General features: G+C 63.3%; 10 protein-coding genes. 6 read left to right on the top strand and 4 right to left on the bottom strand.

Annotated elements, in window-relative coordinates; genetic code table 11:
- Positions 1–210 precede the first annotated feature (210 nt).
- On the bottom strand, positions 211–13,209 hold the full coding sequence (locus ACXR0M_RS17885; RefSeq protein WP_458833110.1) for a non-ribosomal peptide synthetase: 12,999 nt from the start codon (positions 13,207–13,209) through the stop codon (positions 211–213).
- 369 nt (positions 13,210–13,578) lie between these two features.
- Here ACXR0M_RS17885 and ACXR0M_RS17880 point away from each other — a divergent pair, with 369 nt between their 5' ends.
- Entirely contained in the window at positions 13,579–14,133 is a 555-nt protein-coding gene (locus ACXR0M_RS17880) for an RNA polymerase factor sigma-70 (RefSeq protein WP_458833109.1), read from the top strand.
- 89 nt (positions 14,134–14,222) lie between these two features.
- Here ACXR0M_RS17880 and ACXR0M_RS17875 read toward each other — a convergent pair whose 3' ends face one another.
- The 3 genes from ACXR0M_RS17875 to ACXR0M_RS17865 all read right to left on the bottom strand — a co-directional run bounded on the left by ACXR0M_RS17875 (position 14,223) and on the right by ACXR0M_RS17865 (position 16,834).
- On the bottom strand, positions 14,223–15,236 hold the full coding sequence (locus ACXR0M_RS17875) for a GNAT family N-acetyltransferase (protein ID WP_458833108.1): 1,014 nt from the start codon (positions 15,234–15,236) through the stop codon (positions 14,223–14,225).
- An 84-nt stretch (positions 15,237–15,320) separates the two neighbouring features.
- Positions 15,321–16,118: a substrate-binding periplasmic protein gene (locus ACXR0M_RS17870; RefSeq protein ID WP_458833107.1), complete on the bottom strand. Its 798-nt coding sequence runs from the start codon at positions 16,116–16,118 to the stop codon at positions 15,321–15,323.
- A 92-nt stretch (positions 16,119–16,210) separates the two neighbouring features.
- The gene (locus ACXR0M_RS17865; protein ID WP_458833106.1) at positions 16,211–16,834 is read right to left on the bottom strand and encodes a TetR/AcrR family transcriptional regulator; all 624 of its coding nucleotides are present in this window, start codon (positions 16,832–16,834) and stop codon (positions 16,211–16,213) included.
- A 183-nt stretch (positions 16,835–17,017) separates the two neighbouring features.
- Here ACXR0M_RS17865 and ACXR0M_RS17860 point away from each other — a divergent pair, with 183 nt between their 5' ends.
- From ACXR0M_RS17860 to ACXR0M_RS17840, 5 genes are read left to right on the top strand one after another with little or no spacing between them, the layout of a single operon-like run.
- Positions 17,018–18,808: an acyclic terpene utilization AtuA family protein gene (locus ACXR0M_RS17860; protein WP_458833105.1), complete on the top strand. Its 1,791-nt coding sequence runs from the start codon at positions 17,018–17,020 to the stop codon at positions 18,806–18,808.
- Between the two features lie 12 nt (positions 18,809–18,820).
- Positions 18,821–19,690 carry an SDR family oxidoreductase gene (locus ACXR0M_RS17855; protein ID WP_458833104.1) on the top strand — a complete coding sequence of 290 codons (870 nt, stop codon included), beginning with the start codon at positions 18,821–18,823 and terminating at the stop codon, positions 19,688–19,690.
- Positions 19,691–19,693: 3 nt separating this feature from the next.
- Complete coding sequence (atuC, locus tag ACXR0M_RS17850) at positions 19,694–21,307, top strand: geranyl-CoA carboxylase subunit beta (protein ID WP_458833103.1); 1,614 nt, start codon at positions 19,694–19,696, stop codon at positions 21,305–21,307.
- 33 nt (positions 21,308–21,340) lie between these two features.
- The gene (gene atuD / locus ACXR0M_RS17845) at positions 21,341–22,498 is read left to right on the top strand and encodes a citronellyl-CoA dehydrogenase (RefSeq protein WP_458833102.1); all 1,158 of its coding nucleotides are present in this window, start codon (positions 21,341–21,343) and stop codon (positions 22,496–22,498) included.
- Complete coding sequence (locus ACXR0M_RS17840; RefSeq protein ID WP_458833101.1) at positions 22,495–23,292, top strand: enoyl-CoA hydratase/isomerase family protein; 798 nt, start codon at positions 22,495–22,497, stop codon at positions 23,290–23,292. Before atuD ends, ACXR0M_RS17840 begins: the two co-directional genes overlap by 4 nt.
- Positions 23,293–23,397 lie beyond the last annotated feature (105 nt).

Below are 23,397 nucleotides of genomic sequence, written 5' to 3'. Positions count from 1 at the left end.
AAAAGAGAACCGGCAGACTGAGCTGCCGGTTGTTGATCGTCAACCCTGGATATGTACGTGAATATGCCGGTTTATTTGTGTTGAATTTGCTGCCGCCATCGCTGGCAAGCCAGCTCCCACAATGCTCAAAGGTCTTCACAAATTTTGTGTCCACCGAAGAACCTGTGGGAGCTGGCTTGCCAGCGATGAGGCCGCAACAGTCACCAGCGATTAAAGCCCCTCCAGCTCCGCCATCAGATCATTCAAGCGATCCACCTTGTCTTCAGTGATATCGCTGGCCGACAAGCCCTCGATGTACTCGGCCAGTTCCTGCACCGTGCTGCACTCGAACATCGCCCGCAGCGGCACGTCGCGTTGCAGGGTTTTCTGCACCCGCGAGGCGATCTGCGTGGCCAGCAGCGAGTGCCCGCCCAGCTCGAAGAAGTTGTCGCGCACACCGACCCTGTCGACCTTGAGCACTTCGGCCCAGATCTCGGCCAGGGTCTGCTCCAGCTCGTTGCGCGGAGCCAGGTAATCCGCGCTCTGCAGCTGGCCGATCTCCAGCGCCGGCAGCGCGTTACGGTCGAGTTTGCCGTTGGCGTTATGCGGCAGTTGCTCCAGCCACAACCAGTGCAGCGGCACCATGTACTCCGGCAGTTCGGCGCGCAGACGCTGTTTGATCCGCTCCAGGCGTTCGCCCGGATTCAGTGGCGAATCGGCGGCAACCAGGTAGCCAACCAGATGCTTGCCATTGACGCCCTCCTGCACACCCACCGCCGCATCGCGCACTTCCGGTTGCTCGTGCAGACGCGCTTCGATCTCGCCCAGTTCGATGCGGTAACCGCGAATCTTCACCTGATGGTCGACCCGGCCGACGTATTCCAGCACCCCGTCACTGCGGCGTCGTGCCAGGTCACCGGTGCGATACAGACGCTCGCCCGGCGCGCCAAACGGGTTCGGCACGAACACCGGCGCGGTGCGCAGCGGATCGCTGACGTAACCGCGACCGACACCGGTGCCGGCCACGCACAACTCGCCCACCGCACCCAGCGGCACCAGCTCCAGCGCGCCATCGACCAGGTACAGCAAGTTGTTGTCGGTCGGTGTGCCGATCGGCAAGTAGCTGCCGCGGGTCGAGGCCAGATCGACGCGGAAGAACGCCACGTCATCGGAGCACTCCGCCGGGCCGTAAGCATTGACCAGACCGATCTGCGGATAACGCAGCAGCCACTGGTGCGCCAGTTCCGGCGGCATCGCTTCGCCGGTCGGCAGCATCCAGCGCAGGCCGTCGAGACTCAGGCGTTCGGCGGCGAGCATGCCCTGAATCAGCGACGGTACGCTCTCCAGCACCGTGATGCCCTGGGTCTGCACATGCGCCAGCAATCCCTGCGGATCGTGGGCGATGCTGTTCGGCACGATGTCTACCCGTGCGCCGAACAACGGCGCGGCGAGGAACTGCCAGACTGAAATATCGAAGCTTTGCGACGCGGTCTGCGCGATCACATCGGCTTCACTCAAATCGAGGTACGGCACCTTGCTCAACTGGTTGTTGAGCATGCCGCGTTGCTCGACCATCACGCCTTTCGGCAAGCCGGTGGAGCCCGAGGTGTAAATCACATAAGCGAGGTTGTCCGGGCCACTGTAGATGCCCGGGTTGTGCAGGGAGGTGATCGATGCCTGCACCTGTTCCCAGACCAACAGCCGTGGGCGGTTGGCGCAGCTGAATTCATCGAGCAGGGTCTGCGCCTGTTCGCGGCAGGCTTCGCTGCACACCAGCAGCGGCGTGCGGCTCAGCTCGATGATGCGTTGCAGGCGCTGACTCGGCAGCCCCGGATCCAGCGGCAAGTAACCGGCACCGGCCTTGAAGCTGCCGATGATCATGCCCAGCAGGTCGAGATTACGCTCGGCCAGCAGCGCCACCGGTTGATCCACTTGCACCCCGGCAGCGATCAATGCATGACCGAGGCGGTTGGCGTTGTGGTTCAGCTCGGCGTAGCTCAATTGCTGATCGAGACACGTGGCGGCGATGCGTTGCGGGTGCGCCGCGACCTGCGCTTCGAACAGCGCAACGTAGCTCTGCTGCAGCGGATAATCGTGCGCGCTCTGGTTGCAGCCGTGCAGCAGGAAGTCCTGCTCTTCGGCTCCCAGCAGCGGCAGTTCGACCATATCGCCATGGAAGCCATCGACCAGCGCCAGCAACAGGCGCTTGAATTCGCCGAGCATGCGTTCGATGGTCGCTTCGTCGAAGTAACGCTGGTCGTAAGACAGATGCAGACCGAGGTCATCGCCTGGGTAGCACACCGCCGTCAGCGGGAAGTTGGTGTGGGTACGGCCCGAGTCCGAAGTCGCGTTGAGGCTCTGCGCACGGTCCAGCACCGAGACTTCCACCGGGGCGTTTTCGAACACGAACAGGCTGTCGAACAGCGGCTGGCCCTTCGGCAGTTCGCTTTGTTCCTGGATATTCACCAGCGGCAGGTATTCGTACTCGCGCAGTTGCATGTTGCTGTCGAGCAGGCCACTCAACCACTGGCGCACGCTGCAGCGCTGATCGTCCTCGGGCATTTTCACCCGCAGCGCGATGCTGTTGATGAACAGGCCGACGGTGCGTTGCATCTCCGGCATCTCGACCGGTCGACCGGCCACGGTGACACCGAACAACACGTCACGATCACCGCTCAGGCGGCGCAGCACCAAGGCCCACGCGGCTTGGGCGAAGGTGTTGATGGTCAGCTGATGGGCCTGAGCCAGCTCGCGCAGCCGCGCACCGTCCTCGACCTTGAGCCGGGTGTAGCGATCACCAACGATCATGCCGCCGCTTTCGCCGGCGTGTTCGCGCAGGAACGGTCGGTCGCTCGGAATTGGCGTGGTGCGTTCGAAGCCTTGCAGGTTCTGCTGCCACCACTGACGCGCCTCGGCCAGGCTCTGGCGTTGCAGCCAGCCGATGTAGTCGCGGTAACGCGGCGGCAGCGGCAACCGGGCTTCACGCCCTTCGCCGAGGGCGGTGTAGATCTCGAAGAAATCGTTCATCAGCAGCGAACGGCACCAGGCATCGATGAGGATGTGGTGGTTGCTCATCATGAACCAGTAGCGCGCCGCGCCGACCTTGATCAGACGAAGGTGGAATGGCGCCTGATTGAGCAGATCGAAACCTGCCTCACGCTCGCTTTTCAGCAGCGCTTGCAGCTTCGGTTCCTGGTCAGCCTCGGCAACCGCGCTCCAGTCGAGATACTCGATCGGCGTGCGCCCCGGGGTGTGGATCACTTGCAGCATGTCCTCGCCGACGTTCCAGCAGAACGACGCGCGCAACGCTTCGTGGCGGGCGACTACCGCTTGCCAGGCCTGGGCGAAACGCTCGGGATCGAGTTCGCTGTTGATGCGGTAGCGATCCTGCATGTAGTACAGGCCGGTGCCCGGTTCGAGCAAGGTGTGCAGCAACATGCCTTCCTGCATCGGCGTCAGCGGATAGACATCCTCGATCTGCGCCGCCGGTACCGGCAACGCGTCGAGTTGCGCCTGGGTCAGTTTTGCCAGCGGGAAGTCCGATGGGGTCAGGCTGCCGGCGGTGTCTTGCAGACAATGGGTGATCAGGCTTTGCAGTTCGCCGAGATAGGCGTTGGCCAGATCGTTGATGGTCTGCACGTCATAGCGTTCGGCGCTGAAGGTCCAGCGCAGCAGCAGTTCACCGCCATACACCTGACTGTCGATGCTCAACTCGTTGGGCAGCGGCGCCTGCGGATCGTGGGCAGCACCGACCGGCTCGTCCAGCGGACGGAACAGTGCATCGCTGGCGAAACTCTGGTCGAACTGGCCGAGGTAGTTGAAGGTCACCGGCGCATTCGGCAATGCGGCCATGCTGCGCTGGCTGAGGTCATCGGCCAGATAGCGCAGCACGCCATAACCCAGGCCTTTGTGCGGCACCGCGCGCAGTTGTTCCTTGATCGCCTTGATTGATGCGCCCTGCCCGGCAGCCTCTTCGATATTGTGCGGGGTCAGGCGCAATGGATAGGCGCTGGTGAACCAGCCGACGGTGCGGGTCAGGTCGATCTCGTCAAACAGGGTTTCCCGACCGTGACCTTCCAGTTGAATCAGCGCCGACGGCTGCCCGCTCCAGCGGCACAGGACACGGGCCAGCGCAGTCAACAGCAAGTCGTTGACCTGCGTGCGGTAAGCGCGCGGCGCCTGTTGCAGCAGTTGTTGGGTGCGCTCGGCATCGAGGCGCACGCTGACGGTTTGCGCATGACAGTTCTGCTGTCCGCCTTGCGGGTTTTCGCACGGCAGTTCGGCGTTCGGCCCGGCCAGTTGCGTCTGCCACCAGCTCAGTTCTTCACGCAGCGATTCGCTACCGGCATAGGCCTGCAAGCGTGCCGCCCAGTCCTTGAACGCACTGGTTTTCGCCGGCAGCTGCAGCGGTTGTTCGGCGTCGAGCTGGCGATACACGCTTTGCAGATCGTCGAGCAAGACGCGCCACGAGACACCGTCGACCACCAGGTGATGGATCGCGATGAACAGCCGTTGCTGTCCTTCGGGCCCATCGACCAACACCGCGCGCAACAGCGGGCCGTGTTGCAGATCCAGGCTGCGTTGCGCATCGGCGAACAGCGCCTGGCACTGGTCCATCGCTGCCACCTGTACCTGCCACAACACCTCGGCATCCGAGAGCGCTTGATGCGTAGCTTGCCACTGGCCGCCGATCTCGCTGAAGCGCAGACGCAAGGCGTCGTGCTGCTCGATCACCACCAGCAGCGCCTGCTCCAGACGATGCGCCTGCAGTGTCACCGTCGGCTCCAGCAGCAACGCCTGGTTCCAGTGCTGACGCTGCGGAATTTCCGTAGCGAAAAACCAGTGCTGAATCGGCGTCAGCGCCGACGCACCGTTGACCAGACCTTGCTCGGCGAGCACCTGCTCGCTCCGGCTGGCGACCCCGGCGAGGGTCTGCACGGTCTGCTGCTGAAACAGATCGCGCGGGGTGAAATGGATGCCCTGCTGACGCGCGCGGCTGACCACCTGAATCGACAGGATCGAATCGCCGCCTAGCTCGAAGAAGTTGTCGTTGAGGCCTACCTGTTTGACGTTGAGCACTTCGCACCAGATCTGCGCCAGGCTCTGCTCCAGCTCATTGCGCGGGGCGACGTAGTCCTGACGATTGAGCTCAGGATCCGGCGCCGGCAAGGCGCGGCGATCGAGTTTGCCATTGGCGGTCAGCGGCATGCTCGCCAGCAGGATCAGGTGCGTCGGCACCATGTAGTCCGGCAGCTGCGTCTTGAGCTGCGACTTCAACGCTTCGCGCAGCTCGGCCTGCGGGGCTTCGCCTTGCTCGGCGACGTCGCTGACCAGATAGGCCACCAGTTGCTTGCCGCTTGGCGCATCCAGCGCCAGCACCACCGCTTCGCGGACCGACGCGTGATCGAGCAGACGGCTTTCGATCTCGCCCAGTTCGATGCGGAAACCGCGAATTTTCACCTGATGGTCGATCCGCCCCAGGTACTCCACCAGACCATCGGCACGCTGGCGCACCAGATCACCAGTGCGATACATGCGTCCGCCACTGACGGCAAACGGGTCGGCGACAAACCGCTCGGCGCTGATCCCCGGACGGTCGTGGTAACCCTGCGCCAGACCGGCACCGCCGACGAACAATTCACCGGTCGCACCTTGTGGCACCAGCGCCAGATCGGCGTCGAGAATGTACGCCACACGGTCGCCGATCACGCTGCCGATCGGCACGCTGCCGGCGCCCTCTTCCAGCACTTCCGGCGCCAGCCCGGCGAGTGGCATGACCACGGTTTCGGTCGGGCCGTAGGCGTTGAAGAACAGGCTCGGTTTGAACGCCGCGCGAATCCGCTGCAGGTGTTCGCCGGTCAGCGCTTCGCCGCCGGTGATGATCATCCGCACCGGCAGAACTTCATTTTGCGTGGCGAGGAACTGCGCCAACTGGCTGCCGTAGCTCGGGGTGAAGCCGAGGACGTTGATCCGATGAGTGCGGATCAGGCCGCAGATCTGCTCCGCGTCCCACTGCCCTTGCGCGCGCAGCACCACATGCGCACCACTGAGCAGCGGCACCAGTAGACGCTCGGTGGCAGCGTCGAAGTTGATCGAATAGAAGTGCAATTCGCAGTCGTCCGGGCGCATGCCGAAACGCGCGATCACCGCTTGGCAATGCATGGCGATTTCGCCGTGGGACACCACCACGCCTTTCGGCTTGCCGGTGGAGCCCGAGGTGTAAATCAGGTACGCCTGATGCTGCGGCAGACCGATGAAAGGCAACGCGCTGACCGGGTAATCCGCCAGCGCCGCACTGTCCTCCTCAAGGCACCAGCGCGCCACGCTTGGCGGCAGTTCGCCGAGGGCATTGAACATCGCCCGGTCGCTGAGCAGCAGACCGATGCGGCTGTCCTCGATCATGTAGTGCAAACGGTCGAGCGGGTATTCCGGATCCAGCGGCACATAAGCGCCGCCGGCCTTGAGAATCGCCAGCAGGCCGATGACCATTTCCAGCGAGCGCTCCAGCGCCAGACCGACCCGCACTTGCGGACCGACCCCGCGCTCGCGCAGAGCCCAGGCCAGGCGATTCGCGCGAGCGTCGAGTTCGGCGTAGCTCAGGGTCTGCCCGGCAAACGTCAGCGCCGGGGCATCCTTGCGCACCAGCGCCTGCTCGGCGAACAGTTGATGGAGGCATTGGTCGAGTCGATGCGTGCCCGGTTCGACGCCAAGGCTGTCGAGCAGTTGCAGTTGCTCGGGTTGATCGAGCAGCGGCAACTGGCTCAGGCGCTGCTGCGGATCGGCAATCAACGCTTCCAGCAGATTGCGCCAATGCCTGGCCATGCGTGCAATGGTCGGTTCGTCGAACAGATCGGTGCTGTAAGTCAGGCAGCAACCGAGGCGATGGTCGAGGTCGGTGACTTCCAGGTTGAGGTCGAATTTGGTGGCCCGCGCATCGTTGGCCAGGTACTCGACGGTCATTCCGGCGAGCATGCGACTCTGCTGGAATTCCCAGCGCTGCACGTTGCACATCACCTGGAACAACGGGTTGTACGCGGTGCTGCGCGGGGGTTGCAGGGCTTCGACCAGATGATCGAACGGCAGGTCCTGATGCGACTGGCCGTCGATCACCGTGTGGCGCACCTGCTCGAACAACTCGCTGACCGACATCTGCCCGTCGAGCTGGCAACGCAGCACCTGAGTGTTGAGGAATGCGCCGATCAACCCTTCACTTTCCGGGCGGATACGGTTCGCCACGGGGGCACCGATGCGCAGGTCGGTCTGGCTACTGTAGCGATACAGCAAGGTGGCGAGCGCGGCGGTCATGGTCATGAACAGGGTCAAACCATGCTGCGCGTTGAACGCACGCACGCGGGCGGCGAGGTCGTCGCTCAAATCGAAGCGGAACAGCTCACCGCGATGGCTTTGCACCGGTGGACGCGGACGGTCGCCGGGCAGCTCCAGCAGCGGATGTTCGCGTCCGAGTTGCGCGGTCCAGTAGTCGAGTTGACGCTGGCGCTCACCGGATTCGAGCCAGTTGCGCTGCCAGACGCTGTAGTCGAGGTACTGCACCGGCAGCGGCTCCAGCGGCGACTCGCGGTCATCGACGAAGGCTTCGTAGAGCGCGCTGAGTTCGCGGGCGAAAATGTCCATCGCCCAGCCTTCGGTGACGATGTGGTGCAGGGTCAGGACAAAGTAATGCTCGTGCTCGGCGGTTTTCACCAGACAGGCGCGCAGCAGCGGCCCGGTTTCCAGATCGAACGGCCGATGCGCTTCGGCGTCGGCCAGTTGCTGGACCTGTTGCTCGCGCTGCTCCGCTGGCAGCGTGGAAAAATCCTTCCAGTCCATACGCACACCGGTCTCGGCATGCACCTGTTGGCGGGCCACGCCGTCGATGCTCGGGAAGGTGGTGCGCAGGGTTTCGTGGCGCAGGATCAGCGCTTGCAGCGCGGCCTCGAAACGCTCGACATGCAACACGCCACGCAAGCGCGCCATGCCGCCGACGTTGTACGCCGGGCTGTCCGGTTCCATCTGCCAGAGGAACCACATGCGCTGTTGCGAATAGGACAATGGAACCGGTTGACGGCGATCAACCCTGGCGATTGGCGGCTGTTGGTTGGTCTTGCCGCTGGCCTGGATCAGGCGGATCTGCTCGGCGAAATCGCCCAGCTCACTGTGTTCGAACAGGGTGCGCAACGGCAGCTCGACGTTGCAGGCCTGACGGCTGCGCGAGATGATTTGCGTGGCCAGCAGCGAGTGTCCGCCGAGGGCGAAGAAGTCGTCGCGCAGTCCGACCCGTTGCAGGCCGAGCACTTCATGCCAGATCGCGGCGAGCTGTTGTTGCAGTTCGGTGACCGGCTCGACGTGCTCGCGCACTTGCCACTGCGGCTCGGGCAATGCGCGGCGGTCGAGTTTGCCGCTGGGGCTCAGCGGCATTTCATCGAGACGCAGCAGTTGCGCCGGAACCATGTATTCCGGGAGCTCGGCGGCCAGTGCGGTGTTCAGGCGGGCAATCTGCGCGTCCTGGTCTTCGCTGGTATCCAGCGCGATGAAGTAACCGATCAACTGCGCGCCGGCAGCGGTTTCCCGCACCAGCACCACGGCCTGAGCCACGCCTGGCTGAGCCAGCAGGCGCGCTTCGATTTCTTCCGGCTCAACGCGGAAGCCACGCAGTTTGACCTGCTGATCGAGGCGTCCGAGGTATTCGATCACGCCGTCCGCAGTCCAGCGCGCGCGGTCACCGGTACGGTACAAACGTGCGCCCTGCTCGCCCAGCGGATCGACCACAAAACGCTCGGCAGTCAGCGCCGCACGCCCGAGGTAGCCGCGAGCAAGGCCGATGCCGCTGATGCACAGCTCACCCGGCACACCGACCGGCACCGGATTGAGATCGGCATCGAGGACGCGGCAGATCACGTTGCCCAGCGGCCGGCCAATCGGCGAACGCTCGCCGTCGGCGCCGGTGCAGTGCCAGTGGGTGACGTTGATCGCGGTTTCAGTCGGACCGTAACGGTTGTGCAGTTGCACCGCCGGCAGTTGCGCCAGCACGCGGTTGCGCAGCTCTGCCGGCAACGCTTCACCGCCGGAGAACAGCCGGCGCAGGCTGGTGCATTCGGCGCTCAGCGGTTCGTCGACGAACAGCGCCAACAGCGGCGGCACGAAGTGCAAGGTGGTCACCGCGTATTGCTGCACCAGTTGCGCGATGCGATGCGGATCGCGGTGTTCGCCCGGCGCGGCAATCAGCAAACGGGCGCCAGTGATCAGCGGCCAGAAGCACTCCCACACCGACACGTCGAAACTGATCGGCGCCTTTTGCATCAGCACGTCGCTGTCATTCAATTGATAGCTGTTCTGCATCCACTGCAGCCGTTCGGCCAATGCCGCGTGGGTGTTGCCGACGCCTTTCGGCTGGCCGGTGGAGCCGGAGGTGTAAATCACATAGGCAAGGTTATCGCCGTGCAGGTGCAGCCCCGGCGCCTGGCTCGGCCAGTGCTCCAGATGCAGCGTGTCCATGGCGATCACGCTGACACCGTCGCTGGCCGGCAAACGCTCGAGCAACTCAGTCTGGGTCAGCAGCAATTGGGCGCCGCTGTCGCGGAGCATGTAGGCCAGACGTTCAGCGGGGTAATCCGGGTCCAGCGGCACGTAGGCACCGCCTGCCTTGATGATCGCCAGCAAGCCGATCAACAGTTGCGGCGAGCGCTCGGCAGCGATCGCCACGCACACATCCGGGCCGACACCTTTGTCACGCAGGTAGTGCGCGAGGCGGTTGGCCTGGGCGTGCAACTCGGCGAAATCGAGGCTGCCGCCGTCCCATAGCAGCGCGGTGCGTTGCGGAGTCTGGTGCGCCTGTTGGTTGAGCAGTTCCGGCAGCCATTGTTGCGCCGGGATGCACGGCGCGACGCTCCATGCCTGTTGCTGCTCATGCTCGCACGCGGTCAGCAATGGCAAGTCGCCGATTGCCTGTTGCGGTTGCTCGCACACCGCGCGCAGCAGGTTGCTGAAGTGTTCGGCCAGTCGCTCGATGGTCGCCGCCTCGAACAATTCATCGGCGTAGTCGAAGGACAGGGTCAGGCGCCCGTTGCGATCTTCTTCGCTGTGCAGTTGCAGATCGAACTTGGCCTCGCGGCTGTGCCACGGCAGTTCTTCGGCGAGCAGTCCGGGCAGGCGCTTGAGCGCACTCAAGTCGCGTTGCTGGTGGTTGAACATGACCTGGAACAAGCCCTGTTCACGGGCCTGCGGGAAGGCTTCGAGCAGTTGTTCGAACGGCAGATCCTGATGCGCCTGGGCACCGAGCGTGGCCTCACGGGTCTGCGCCAGCAACTCGACAAAAGACTGGCGCGAATCGACCTCGGCGCGCAGCACCTGGGTGTTGATGAAGAAGCCGATCAGGCCTTGAGTTTCCAGGCGCGGACGGTTGGCGTTGGGCACGCCGATACGAATCTCGCGCTGGCCGCTGTAGCGGTGCAGCAGGCTCTGGAACGCCGAGAGCAAGAGCATGAACGGCGTCGCTTGCTGCGCCTGGGCAGTCTGTTTGATCGCCTCGCTGAGGCTGGCGCCGAGACGCACGCTGTGGCGCGCGGCGCTGTGCACTTGCCGGGCCGAGCGTGGATGGTCGGTGGCCAGTTCCAGTGCGGGATGTTCTTCGCCAAGCTGGGCTTTCCAGTACGCCAGTTGCCGCTCGCCCTCGCCTTGCGCCAGCCATTGCCGCTGCCAGCTGCCGTAGTCGGCGTATTGGGTGGGCAGCGGCGCCAGTTCGGCGCGCTGGCCTTGCGTGGCAGCGGCGTACAGCCGCGAGAATTCGTCGATCAGCACGTTCAGCGACCAGCCGTCGGCGATGATGTGGTGCAGCGTCACCAGCAACTGATGATCTTCATCGTCGAGACGCAGCAGCGTCACCCGCAGCAGCGGGCCTTGTTGCAGATCGAAGCGAGTACGCGCCTGGTCTTCGCGGATCTGTTGCGCACGGGCTTCACGTTGGTGCGTGGGCAGGTCGCTGATGTCGATCAGTTGCAGGTTGAATTCAGTTGCGGGGTCGACCTGTTGCAGCGCCACGCCATCGCGTTCGAAGAAGCGCGTGCGCAGCGATTCATGGCGTTCGAGCAGTTGCTGGAAGCTGGCGCGCAGAGCATCTTTGTCCAGCTCGCCACGCAGACGCAGGGCGCCGGGAATGTTGTAGGCGCTGCTGTGCGGGTCGAGTTGCCAGGTGATCCACAGACGGTTTTGTGCCAGCGATTGCGGCAGCGCTTCGCTGCGCGACAACGCGGTGATTGCGCCTTGGGCGCTGCCACCGTCCTGTTGCTGTTGCGCCACGGCTGCGGTGAAGGCGGACAGGGTCGGTGCTTCGAACAGCAGGCGCAGGTTCAGCTCCAGCGCCAGCTCTTCGCGCACCCGGGCGATGACTTGTGTGGCGGCAATCGAGTTGCCGCCGAGCAGGAAGAAGTGGTCGTCGGCGTTGACCTGCTTGAGGTTGAGTTGCTCGGCCCAGATGTTGCCGATCAGCGCTTGCAGGTCGGACACCGGAGCATCCGGGTTTTCCGTGGATTCGTCGGCGGATGGGAACAGCGCGTAACTGTCGAGGTTGCCATCGGCCAGACGCTGGCGGCAGGCCGAGCGTTGCAGTTTGCCGCTGGAAGTCTTCGGCAATGCGCCCGGGTTGAGCAGCACCACCACGCTCGGCGCCTCTTGATACGCCTCGGCCACCGCTTGGCGAATGGCTTTGATCAGCGCTTGCGGCGGGAGGATTTTCTGCACGCTGCGGCTGATTTCCGCAGCGATGCCGATGCCCTCTTCGCCATTCTCAGAGACCGCGAATGCCGCGACCCGGCCCTTGCGCACCACTTCCACTTCGCGCTCGATGGTTTGCTCGATGTCCTGCGGATAGAGGTTGTGGCCGCGCACGATGAGCATGTCTTTCAGGCGTCCGGTGATAAACAGCTCGCCGTCGCGAATAAAGCCCAGGTCACCGGTGCGCAGCCAGGTCTGGCCGGCATGCTGGACGAAGGTTTTGGCGCTGGCTTCGGGGTTGCGCCAGTAGCCGTGGGCGATGCTCGGACCGGCGGCCCAGACTTCACCGACGGCGTTATCGGCCAGTTCTTCGAGGCTGCTCGGTTCGACGATCAGCACCGCGTGCTCGGGCTGGCTGATGCCGCAACTCATGATCGCGCTGCCCGCGCCCGGCTCGGCGCGGTTCTGTGCCAAGGCCTGATCGTCCGCGCGCAAGGCTGGAATGCCGGTACCACGCGGGGTGCCGGCGACGAACAGGGTGGCTTCGGCTAAGCCGTAAGAGGCCATGAAGCTGTCCTCGCTGAAGCCGCACGCGGCGAACTTCTCGGCGAAGCGTTCAAGGCTGTCGAGACGGATCGGTTCCGAGCCGGAATAGGCCACGCGCCAGCGGCTCAGGTCGAGACGTTCCAATGCCGATTCGCTGACCCGCTCGCTGCACAGGCGGTAGGCGAAATCCGGGCCGCCACTGATGGTGCCGCCGTATTGGCTGATCGCTTCCAGCCAGCGCAGCGGGCGCGCGAGGAAGTACGCCGGCGACATCAGGATGCACGGCACGCCGCTGAAGATCGGCTGGAGCAGTCCGCCGATCAGGCCCATGTCGTGGTACAGCGGCAGCCAGCTGACGATCACGTCGTCAGGGTTCGTATCGATGCCGAAGCCGTGGCGAATCAGCAGCTCGTTGGCCACCAGATTGCCGTGGCTGACCTGCACGCCTTTGGGCAGCGCGGTGGAGCCGGAGGTGTATTGCAGGAAGGCGATGTGTGCTTGCGGCAGGTTCGGCTCGACCCAGTTTTCGGCGAGTGCGCTGTCGAGGGTGTCGACGCACAGCAACGGCGGCGCGCCGTCGATTTGCTGCAAGGCCTCGCGCAGATCGGCGCTGGTCAACAGCAGACGCGGTTCGGCATCAGCAATGATCGACAGCAGGCGTTCCTGATGATGCCGACGGGCGGACTCCGGCGGGTAAGCCGGCACCGCGATCACCCCGGCGTACAGGCAACCGAAGAACGCCGCGACGTAATCCGGGCCACTGGGAAACAGCAACACCGCGCGATCACCAAAGTCGGCCTGCGCCTGTAACGCGGCCGCGATGCTGCGGGCGCGCTGATCGAGTTCGCAGTAGCTGAGCACCACAGCCTGTTCCGGGTTTTCGGCGAGAAACCGCAAGGCCAGTTGATCCGGCGTCAGCGCCGCGCGGCGCTGGAGGGCTTGGACCAGGGTGCTAGGGAGTTCGAACGCGTCGGTCATGAGGTTTCCTGCCTGAATTCGGCTTGCAAATGGAATCGATGTGCTGCGTCACGCCCTTCGAAGGGCATGCAGGGCGTGGTCTGTGCCGACCACGCGAGGCTTCGGAAGGCTGGCTGGCCGGGGCTGTGCAGCCGCAGCCATTCACCCAAGAGAACGGACGACGTCGGCAAATAATTAGTCGGCGGGCGGGATCGCCAATGGGGACGGGACTGTGGCGGTGTGTCGCAGTTCGCGCTTCGCACCTTTACGGAGCATTACTTCTCTTTCTCAATTGACAATCATTATCATTCAACATAATTTGTCGCTCGATGTGTAGGACGGCCCCTCCCCCAACCGTCCCACGAACCTATTGGCAGCAAGGTGATTTCCATGACGGAACAAGTATCCACAAGCAGGTGCGATTCACCGCTACTTCAGGCCTTTGTCGACAATCGACTGATTCTGGTGAAGATCGCAGCGCGCATTACCGGCTGCCGTTCGCGCGCCGAAGACGTGGTGCAGGATGCGTTCTTCCGGCTGCAATCGGCGCCACCGATCACCTCGTCGATCAAGGCGCAATTGAGTTATCTGTTCCAGATCGTGCGCAACCTGGCCATCGATCACTACCGCAAACAGGCGCTGGAACAGAAGTACTCGGGCCCCGAGGAGGAAGGCTTGAACGTGGTGATTCAGGGCGCGTCGCCGGAAACCTCGCACATCAACTTCTCGACCCTGGAACACATCGCCGACGCGCTGACCGAGTTGCCCAGCCGCACGCGCTATGCCTTCGAGATGTATCGCCTGCACGGCGTACCGCAGAAGGACATCGCCAAGGAACTCGGCGTCTCGCCAACCCTGGTCAACTTCATGATTCGCGATGCGCTGGTGCACTGCCGCAAGGTCTCGGGCAGTCGCGGGGATGCGGTGTCGATGGGGCGTCGTTAAGTCCGGCTCAGCGCAAAAAAAAGATCGCAGCCTTCGGCAGCTCCTACACATTTCCCTGTAGGAGCTGCCGAAGGCTGCGATCTTTTGCTTTACGCCAATGTGCAGCGATCAAAAAACCGCTCACGCCCGAGCATCATCAACGCCGCACGCTTGTGCGGGAAGTCGAATTCCTTCTCGCAGTGAAAGCACTGATTGTGCATGTAGCCAATCATCTTCGCGTTGTCGGCCCGCGGTTCGGCGACCACCCGCTGCGTGCGCGGATCGTCCAGAAACAGGTAGTGCACCAGTGCTGACAGCCAGCTCGCGACCTTGTGCGGTCCGCGATGATTCTCCTCGCCCACCAGCATGTGAATGCCACGGTCGTAATCGTTGGCATCGTAGAACGGCGCGATACGGTCTTCCTTGGCCCAGTAGGCTTCGAAATAGGCGAACGGCTGATCGTCGAAACAGCCGATCAGCGTCAGGGTGTGCGGATCGGCGTCGAGTTTGTTCAGGTATTCGCGATGCTGTTCGAGACTGCCCTCCTCCTGCCAGAAACTGGCGACTCGCGGGCTGTTCTGCCAGCGATTGAAGCGCGCCAGATCCTGTTCGATTTCCACTGTACGCAGAGAGACCCACGCGCCAAGACGCGCATCGAAACGCCGATAGACCTCACCCCGCGGCTTGACCGGGCGCAGCGGATGGCGCTTGCCGTTGCTGATGACCATCTGCTGCGGGTAGCTGCCGCTCGGCGACGTGCCGAGCCACGGCTGCGGCAGTTGCCAGAACAGCGTGCGTTCGCAGCTATACTCACCGGCCACTTCAGTGCTCACCAGCAAACCGCTGAGCAAGGCTTCGCTCGGCAGTTGATCCAGTTGCCAGATCAATTGCTGACGCGCCGGCTCGCGGGCGAACAACCAATAACACGCGGCCCACAGCGCCAAGCCTGGCGGCAAGGCAAAGCGTTCATCGAGCTGGATCGGGCCGTGGCCTTCAGAGTCCAGGCGCAGGCGAATCAGCGGTTGTCCGTCGAGGCTCAGGCTCAGACGGCTTGCGGTGGCATCGGCTAGCAGTTGACTGCCCGAAGGCAAGGCCAGGACAGTCAGATCATTCAGATGGGACATGGGTCGGGCTCACGGTAATCGTCGACAGTTCAACGATGGGACGTGAGCCGAGCGCGGAAATTTAGCCGCGCCGGAGAAAATCGCTCAGGGATGCGGCACCGGCACCACGGCAATCTTGTACGGCTCGAAGATCTTCAGCATCTGCCCTTTATCGCGCAAACCCTGCAGTAACTTGCCGAATGCTTCGCCGGTGATCGGCGCGGTCGGGCTCAATATCGCATAGTGGTGGTAGACCTGGTCGATGCGCTGTGACACCAGCAACTCGTCGCGTACTTTCTCATTGCGCAGCAGGTAATCGTACAGGTACGAGCGTGTGACCAGCGCGATGTCGGCGCGCCCGCGCAAGACCATCAGCAGGTTGCTGTCGTGGGAATAGGTCAGCGTAGCGTTGAAGGTATCGGCGAGGTATTTGGGGTCGGCGTTGAAGTTGGCGAACTCGTAGTGATAACCGCTGTACAGCGCCAGGCGTTTGCCCTTGAGGTCGGCGAAATAATTCTGCTGGCGACCTTCTTCCTTTTGCGCGACGAAAATTTCCGCGTCTTCCAGGCCCATATCGACCGTGATGTGTGGAATGTCCTTCCAGCCCCAATCAGGGTTCTCGAAAATCGCCATGTCGGTGCGTCCGTCCTTCAGATCACCGAAGCGCCGGGGAATCGAGGTGGGGATCAACTCAAACTGATAGTCGCTCTGCGACTCATTGAGCGCCTTGACCAGCTCCGGCAACAGCCCGGTATCAGCGCCGTTTTCCGGGCGGATGGTGTAAGGGGGAAAGTGCGCCGCGCCCACCCGAACCAGTTGCGCCGCCTGCGCAGGCAACCCTGAAAATGCCGTCAGCGCAACGAGCAAGAGACCCGTGGCCGTCCGAATTGGCGAAGACTTCAAAACACCCCACTCCCCGAAAAAATACCGATCAATGCATTCAAGCTAGGCGGTTTCGCCCAGTTAGCCAGTTTCCCGGCCGGTTAAAAAGTGGGTCAACGCTCTTCGAGCACCAGAATCAGCGCTTCATCGGCCAGTTGATCGAGGCTCAGACTGCCGCCGGCACGGAACCAGGTGGTGGTCCAGGACAGCGCGCCCGTGAGAAAACGTCGGGTTACAAATACATCGCCACGGATGAAGCCCGCTGCCTTGGCTTCGCCCAGCACCTGCAGCCAGATCTCTTCGTAGACATCGCGCAGGGCCAGGACTTTGGCCTGGCCTTCTTCGGACAGCGAGCGCCATTCGTAGACCAGCACCGCCATGGCTTCGCCGCTGCCGCCCATGATCGACTGCAACTCGCAGCGAATCAGCGCCAGCACCCGCTCGCGCACGTTACTCGCGTCGGCCAGCGCGGCGCGCATCAGCGCGGTGTTGTAGCGGATGGTTTCTTCCATCACCGCACGGAGGATTTCATCCTTGCTTTTGAAGTGATGAAAAATGCTCCCGGACTGAATCCCCACGGCTCCGGCCAGATCGCGCACGGTGGTGCGCTCATAGCCTTTGTTGCGGAACAGGTGAGCGGCCACTTGCAGCAGTTTGCCGCGAGCGCTGTCAGGGTCGGTCAACTGGCCCTGATCGACCAGTTCGCGCATGACCCTCAGGGCTTTTTGCTCGTCCACCCGTTCTCTCCTACAGTCGATCAGTCTGTTGCCCCCTGAACCTGCAGGGTTGCGCGCAATTTAAGCCGCGAGCCGCAACCAAGCAAGCGCTTGGGCAGAAGTTATTTCAGATGTTTACAAACCAAGCGCTTGCTTGGTAGCCTCCAAACACTTCTGTCGCAGGTTCCTGAGTCGGAGATCACAATGCCAACCACCGTTCGCATCGGATGCGCCAGCGCATTCTGGGGTGACACCAGCACCGCCGCCGCCCAGCTCGTGGCAGGTGGACGCCTGGATTATCTGGTGTTCGATTACCTCGCCGAAATCACGATGTCGATCATGGCCGGCGCACGGATGAAAGACCCGCAGGCCGGGTTCGCCGGGAATTTCATCGAAATCCTGGCCCCGCTGCTGCCGCAACTGGCCGAACAGAACATCCGCGTCATCAGCAACGCCGGCGGGGTCAATCCACAGGCCTGTGCCGCCGCCCTGCAAGCCGCCTGTGACAAGGCCGGGGTGGCGCTGAAAATCGCCGTGCTGCTGGGCGACGACCTGCAACCGCAATTCAAGCAACTCGCCGCTCAAGGCATCCACGAAATGTTCAACGGCACGCCGCTGCCGCCGCTGTGCGTGTCGACCAACGCCTACCTTGGCGCGCCGGGCATCGTCGAGGCGCTGCGCCTGGGCGCCGACATCGTCATCACCGGGCGGGTGGTCGACAGCGCAGTGGTCAGCGCGGCGCTGGTGCATGAATTCGGCTGGGGCTGGCACGACTACGACAAGCTTGCCCAAGCCGCACTGGCCGGGCACATCATCGAATGCGGCGCGCAGTGCACTGGCGGCAATTTCACCGACTGGCGCGACGTGCCGGACTACGAACACATCGGGTTCCCCATCGCCGAAGTCAGTGCCGATGGCCAGTTCATTGTCAGCAAACCCGAAGGCTCCGGCGGTCTGGTGACGCCACTGACCGTCGGCGAACAGATGCTCTACGAAATCGGCGACCCGCAGGCGTATCTGTTGCCGGACGTGGTCTGCGATTTCAGCCAGGTCAAACTCCAGCAACAAGGCAAAAACGCGGTGCATGTGCACGGCGCCAAAGGTCTGCCGCCCAGCGACAAATACAAGGTCAGCGCGACCTGGCCGGACGGCTTCCGCTGCACCGCCAGTTGCCTGATCGCCGGCATCGACGCGGTGGACAAGGCGCGGCGCGTCAGCCAGGCGATCATCGCCAAGACCTCGGAAATGTTCAGCCAGCGCGGCTGGCCGCCGTACAGCGAAGTCGACATCGAACTGCTCGGCAGCGAAGCCACCTACGGCCCGCACGGCCAGCGTCGGGACAGCCGCGAAGTGGTGATCAAACTCGCCGTGCGCCATCCACAGAAACAGGCGCTGGTGCTGTTCTCCCGCGAAATCGCCCAGGCCGCGACCGGCATGGCACCGGGGTTGACCGGCATTGTCGGCGGGCGGCCGACGGTGTACCCGCTGATCCGCCTGTTCTCGTTCCTGATCGATAAAACCGCCTGCACCCTGCACGTCGCCATGGCCGGGGAACAATATCCCTGCGCCCTGCCTGCGCAGACGCCACTCGACAGCGACGACCTGCCAACACCCCATCAACCGCCCAAACCCCAGGGCCGTGCCGATGCCAGTGTGCCGCTGGTGAAACTGGCGGTGGCGCGCTCCGGCGACAAGGGCAACCACAGCAACATCGGCGTCCTGCCGCGTCGGCCCGAATACCTGCCGTGGATCGCCGAGGCGCTGACCACCTCGGTGATGGTCGACTGGATGCGCCATGTCCTCGACCCGATTCACGGGCGGGTCGAACGCTGGTACCTGCCCGGCACCCACAGCCTGAACTTCCTGCTGGAAAACGCCCTCGGTGGCGGCGGTGTCGCGAGCCTGCGTATCGATCCGCAGGGAAAAGCGTTCGCCCAGCAACTGCTGGATATCCAGATTCCGGTGCCGCAGAGCATCGTCGAACAACTCGACTAGAGGTTGGGCCTCATGGCGTACGCATCGATTTTCAAAGCCGAGCTGTTCAGCGGCCAGACCATCCTGGTCACCGGGGGCGGCAGCGGCATCGGGCGCTGCACCGCGCATGAACTGGCGGCGCTCGGTGCCACGGTGCTGCTGGTCGGGCGCAAGCCGGAGAAACTGCAAAAGGTCGCCGCCGAAATCAGCGAAGACGGTGGCCGCGCGCACTGGCAAGCCTGCGACATCCGTGACGAAGAAGCGGTGAAACAACTGGTCGCCGCGCTGATCGCCGAGCACGGGCCGATCCACGGTCTGGTCAATAATGCTGGCGGGCAATATCCGTCGCCGTTGGCCTCGATCAATCAGAAAGGCTTTGAAACCGTGCTGCGCACCAACCTGGTCGGCGGTTTCCTGATGGCCCGGGAAGTGTTCAACCAGTCGATGAGCAAACACGGTGGCAACATCGTCAACATGCTCGCCGACATGTGGGGCGGCATGCCCGGAATGGGCCACTCGGGCGCGGCCCGTTCGGGCATGGACAACTTCACCAGGACCGCTGCCTTCGAGTGGGGTTACGCCGGCGTGCGGGTCAATGCGGTGGCGCCGGGCTGGATCGCCTCCAGCGGCATGGACACCTACGAAGGCGCGTTCAAAGCGGTGATTCCGACCTTGCGCGAACACGTGCCGCTCAAGCGCATCGGCACCGAATCGGAGGTCAGCGCAGCGATCGTTTTTCTGCTCAGCCCGGCGGCGGCATTCATCAGTGGCAGCACCTTGAAGATCGATGGCGCAGCCAGTCTCGGCAATCGCGCATGGCCGCTGCACAAGGCCAGCCACAGCGAGTCATACAACGGCTTCCATCGGGCGTACTTGCCCGACGTGCTCAAGGACAAGGAGTAAGGCATGCCGCAGATCCAGTCCCAACTCGACCCGCACAGTGAGGCCTTTGCCCGCAACCGCGCGGCGATGCTCACCGCCATCGAGCAGATCCAGCAACTGGAACAGAACCTGCTGAACAAGGCCGCCCAAGCCAAGGGCAAATTCGAGCAACGTGGGCAACTGCTGCCCCGCGAACGCCTGAATCTGCTGCTCGACCCCGGTGCACCGTTCCTCGAACTGGCGAGTCTGGCCGGCTACAAACTGCACGACGACAAGGACGGCAGCGCCGCCGGTGGTGGACTGATCGCCGGCATCGGTTACGTGTCCGGGGTGCGCGCGCTGGTGGTGGCCAACAACAGCGCGATCAAGGGCGGCACGATTTCCCCGACCGGCCTGAAAAAATCTTTGCGCCTGCAACAGATCGCCCAGGAGAACAAACTGCCGGTGATCACCCTCGCCGAGAGCGGCGGCGCCAATCTCAATTACGCCGCCGATATCTTCGTTGAAGGGGCGCGCAGCTTCGCCAATCAGGCGCGGATGTCGGCCATGGGCCTGCCGCAGATCACCGTGGTGCACGGCTCGGCCACCGCTGGCGGCGCCTATCAGCCGGGGCTGTCGGATTACGTGGTGGTGGTGCGCGGCAAGGCCAAGCTGTTTCTCGCCGGTCCGCCGCTGCTCAAGGCCGCCACAGGAGAAGTCGCCACCGATGAAGAACTGGGCGGCGCCGAGATGCATGCGCAGGTCGCTGGTACCGCCGAATACCTGGCCGAGAACGATGCCGACGGGGTGCGGCTGGTGCGCGAGATCCTGCGCATGCTGCCGTGGAACGAGCAATTGCCGTGGCTGCCGGAGCCGCAATACAAGGAACCGCTCTACCCGATCGACGAACTGCTCGGGCTGATTCCCGACGACCCGAAGAAGCCCTACGACGTGCGCGAAATCATCGCGCGGATCGCCGACGAATCGGAGTTCCTCGAATTCAAGGGCGAGTTCGATCAACAGACCGTGTGCGGTCAACTGAAAATTCAGGGTCGCGCCTGCGGCCTGATCGGCAACAACGGCCCGATCACCCCGGCCGGCGCGAGCAAGGCCGCGCAGTTCATCCAGCTGTGTGACCAGAGCCAGACGCCGCTGCTGTTCTTCCATAACACCACCGGGTTCATGGTCGGCACCGAATCCGAACAGCAAGGCGTGATCAAGCACGGCTCGAAACTGATTCAGGCGGTGGCCAATGCGCGGGTGCCGAAACTGACAATGGTGGTCGGTGGTTCCTACGGCGCCGGCAACTATGCGATGTGCGGGCGCGGCCTGGACCCGCGCTTTATCTTCGCCTGGCCCAACAGCCGCACAGCAGTGATGGGCGGCGCGCAAGCCGGCAAAGTCCTGCGCATCGTCACCGAAGCCAAGCAACTCAAGGACGGCCTGACCCCGGACCCGAAAATGCTCGACATGCTCGAACAGGTCACCGCGCAGAAACTCGACAGCCAGTCCACCGCGCTGTACGGCAGCGCCAACCTGTGGGACGACGGCCTGATCGACCCGCGCGACACCCGCACCCTGCTCGGCTATCTGCTGGATATCTGCCACGAGGCCGACATCCGCACGCTGCAACCCAACAGCTTCGGCGTCAGCCGCTGACGACCGCCACGGATCCCCAGGAGAACAATAAAAATGATCTTCACCCCGGAACACGAAGCACTGCGCCGCACCGTCCGCCAGTTCGTCGAGCATGAGATCAACCCGCATGTCGATGAGTGGGAAAAGGCCGGGCGTTTTCCGATCCACGAGATTTTCCGCAAGGCCGGCGATCTCGGGCTGCTGGGGATTTCCAAACCGGAAAAATTCGGCGGCATGGGCCTTGATTACAGCTATTCGATTGTCGCCGCTGAAGAGTTCGGCACCATCCATTGCGGCGGCATTCCGATGTCGATCGGCGTGCAGACCGACATGTGCACCCCGGCGCTGGCCCGTTTCGGCTCCGATGAATTGCGCGAAGAATTTCTTCGCCCGGCGATTACCGGCGAGCAAGTCGGCTGCATCGGCGTTTCGGAAGTCGGGGCCGGCTCCGACGTCGCCGGGCTCAAGACCAGCGCGCGCAAGGACGGCGATGACTACGTGATCAACGGCAGCAAGATGTGGATCACCAACTCCCCCAGCGCCGACTTCATCTGCCTGCTGGCCAACACCTCGGACGACAAGCCGCACATCAACAAGTCGCTGATCATGGTGCCGATGAACACCCCGGGGATCAGCCTCAGCTCGCATCTGGACAAGCTCGGCATGCGCAGCTCGGAAACCGCCCAGGTGTTTTTCGACGACGTGCGCGTACCGCAGCGCAACCGCATCGGCCACGAAGGCGCCGGGTTCATGATGCAGATGTTGCAGTTCCAGGAGGAACGCCTGTTCGGCGCGGCGAACATGATCAAAGGCCTGGAATACTGCGTCGACAGCACCATCGAATACTGCAAGGAGCGCAAGACCTTCAGCAGCGCGCTGATCGACAATCAGGTGATCCACTTCCGCCTCGCCGAATTGCAGACCGAAATCGAATGCCTGCGCGCGCTGGTCTATCAGGCCACCGAGCAATACATCAAAGGCCAGGACGTCACCCGTCTGGCGTCGATGGCCAAGCTCAAGGCCGGGCGTCTCGGTCGCGAAGTCAGCGACAGCTGCCTGCAATATTGGGGCGGCATGGGCTTCATGTGGGACAACCCGGTGGCCCGCGCCTATCGCGATGTGCGGCTGGTGTCGATTGGCGGCGGCGCCGACGAAATCATGCTCGGCATCATCTGCAAACTGATGGGCATCCTCCCGGGGAAGAAGAAATGAGCATCCTGCCCGATTGCCAGACCCTGCTGCTGGAGCAACATGGCGGCGTGCTGCACATCACCCTCAATCGCCCCGACAGCCGCAATGCGATGAGCCTGCACATGGTCGCCGAACTGCGCGCAGTGTTCGCTGCGGTAAAGGATGACCGCGATGTTCGCGCCCTGGTGCTCAGTGGCGCCGGCGGGCATTTTTGTGCCGGTGGCGACCTCAAGGACATGGCCAACGCCCGCGCCCGGGGCGCTGACGCCTACCGCGAATTGAACCGTGCTTTCGGCGCGCTGCTGCAAGAAGCGCAGCACACGCCGCAAGTGCTGATCAGCGTGTTGCAAGGTGCGGTGCTCGGCGGCGGGTTCGGGCTGGCGTGTGTCAGCGACATCGCCATCGCCGATCATCAGGCGCAGTTCGGCCTGCCGGAAACCAGCCTCGGCCTGCTGCCGGCGCAAATCGCCCCGTTCGTGGTGCAGCGCATTGGTCTCACCGAAACCCGCCGACTGGCGCTGACCGCTGCACGCTTCGACGGCCTGGAGGCACGACGTTTGGGGCTGGTGCATTTTGTCGAGCAGGATTCGCAAGCCCTGGCCGAGCGCCTTGATCAAGTGCTCGGCCAGATTTTGTGTTGCGCACCGCAGGCGAATGCGATGACCAAAAAATTGTTGCTGGCCAGTGCCGGACAGCCGTCGAGTGAATTGCTCGATGAGGCGGCGCAATGGTTCAGCGACGCGGTAGCTGGAGCCGAAGGGATCGAGGGCACCATGGCTTTTGTGCAAAAGCGTAAACCGCGGTGGGCTACCTAAAAGCATCGCTGGCAAGCCAGCTCCCACAGGGGATTTGCGTCGCTCACAAAACCTGTGGGAGCAGGCTTGCCAGCGATGAGGCCAGCACATGCAATGCAACTTCCA

This window comes from Pseudomonas sp. Eth.TT006, from assembly GCF_054456575.1.
The sequence above is the reverse complement of the archived record's forward strand: the minus strand, read 5'-3'. Positions and strand labels throughout refer to the sequence as shown.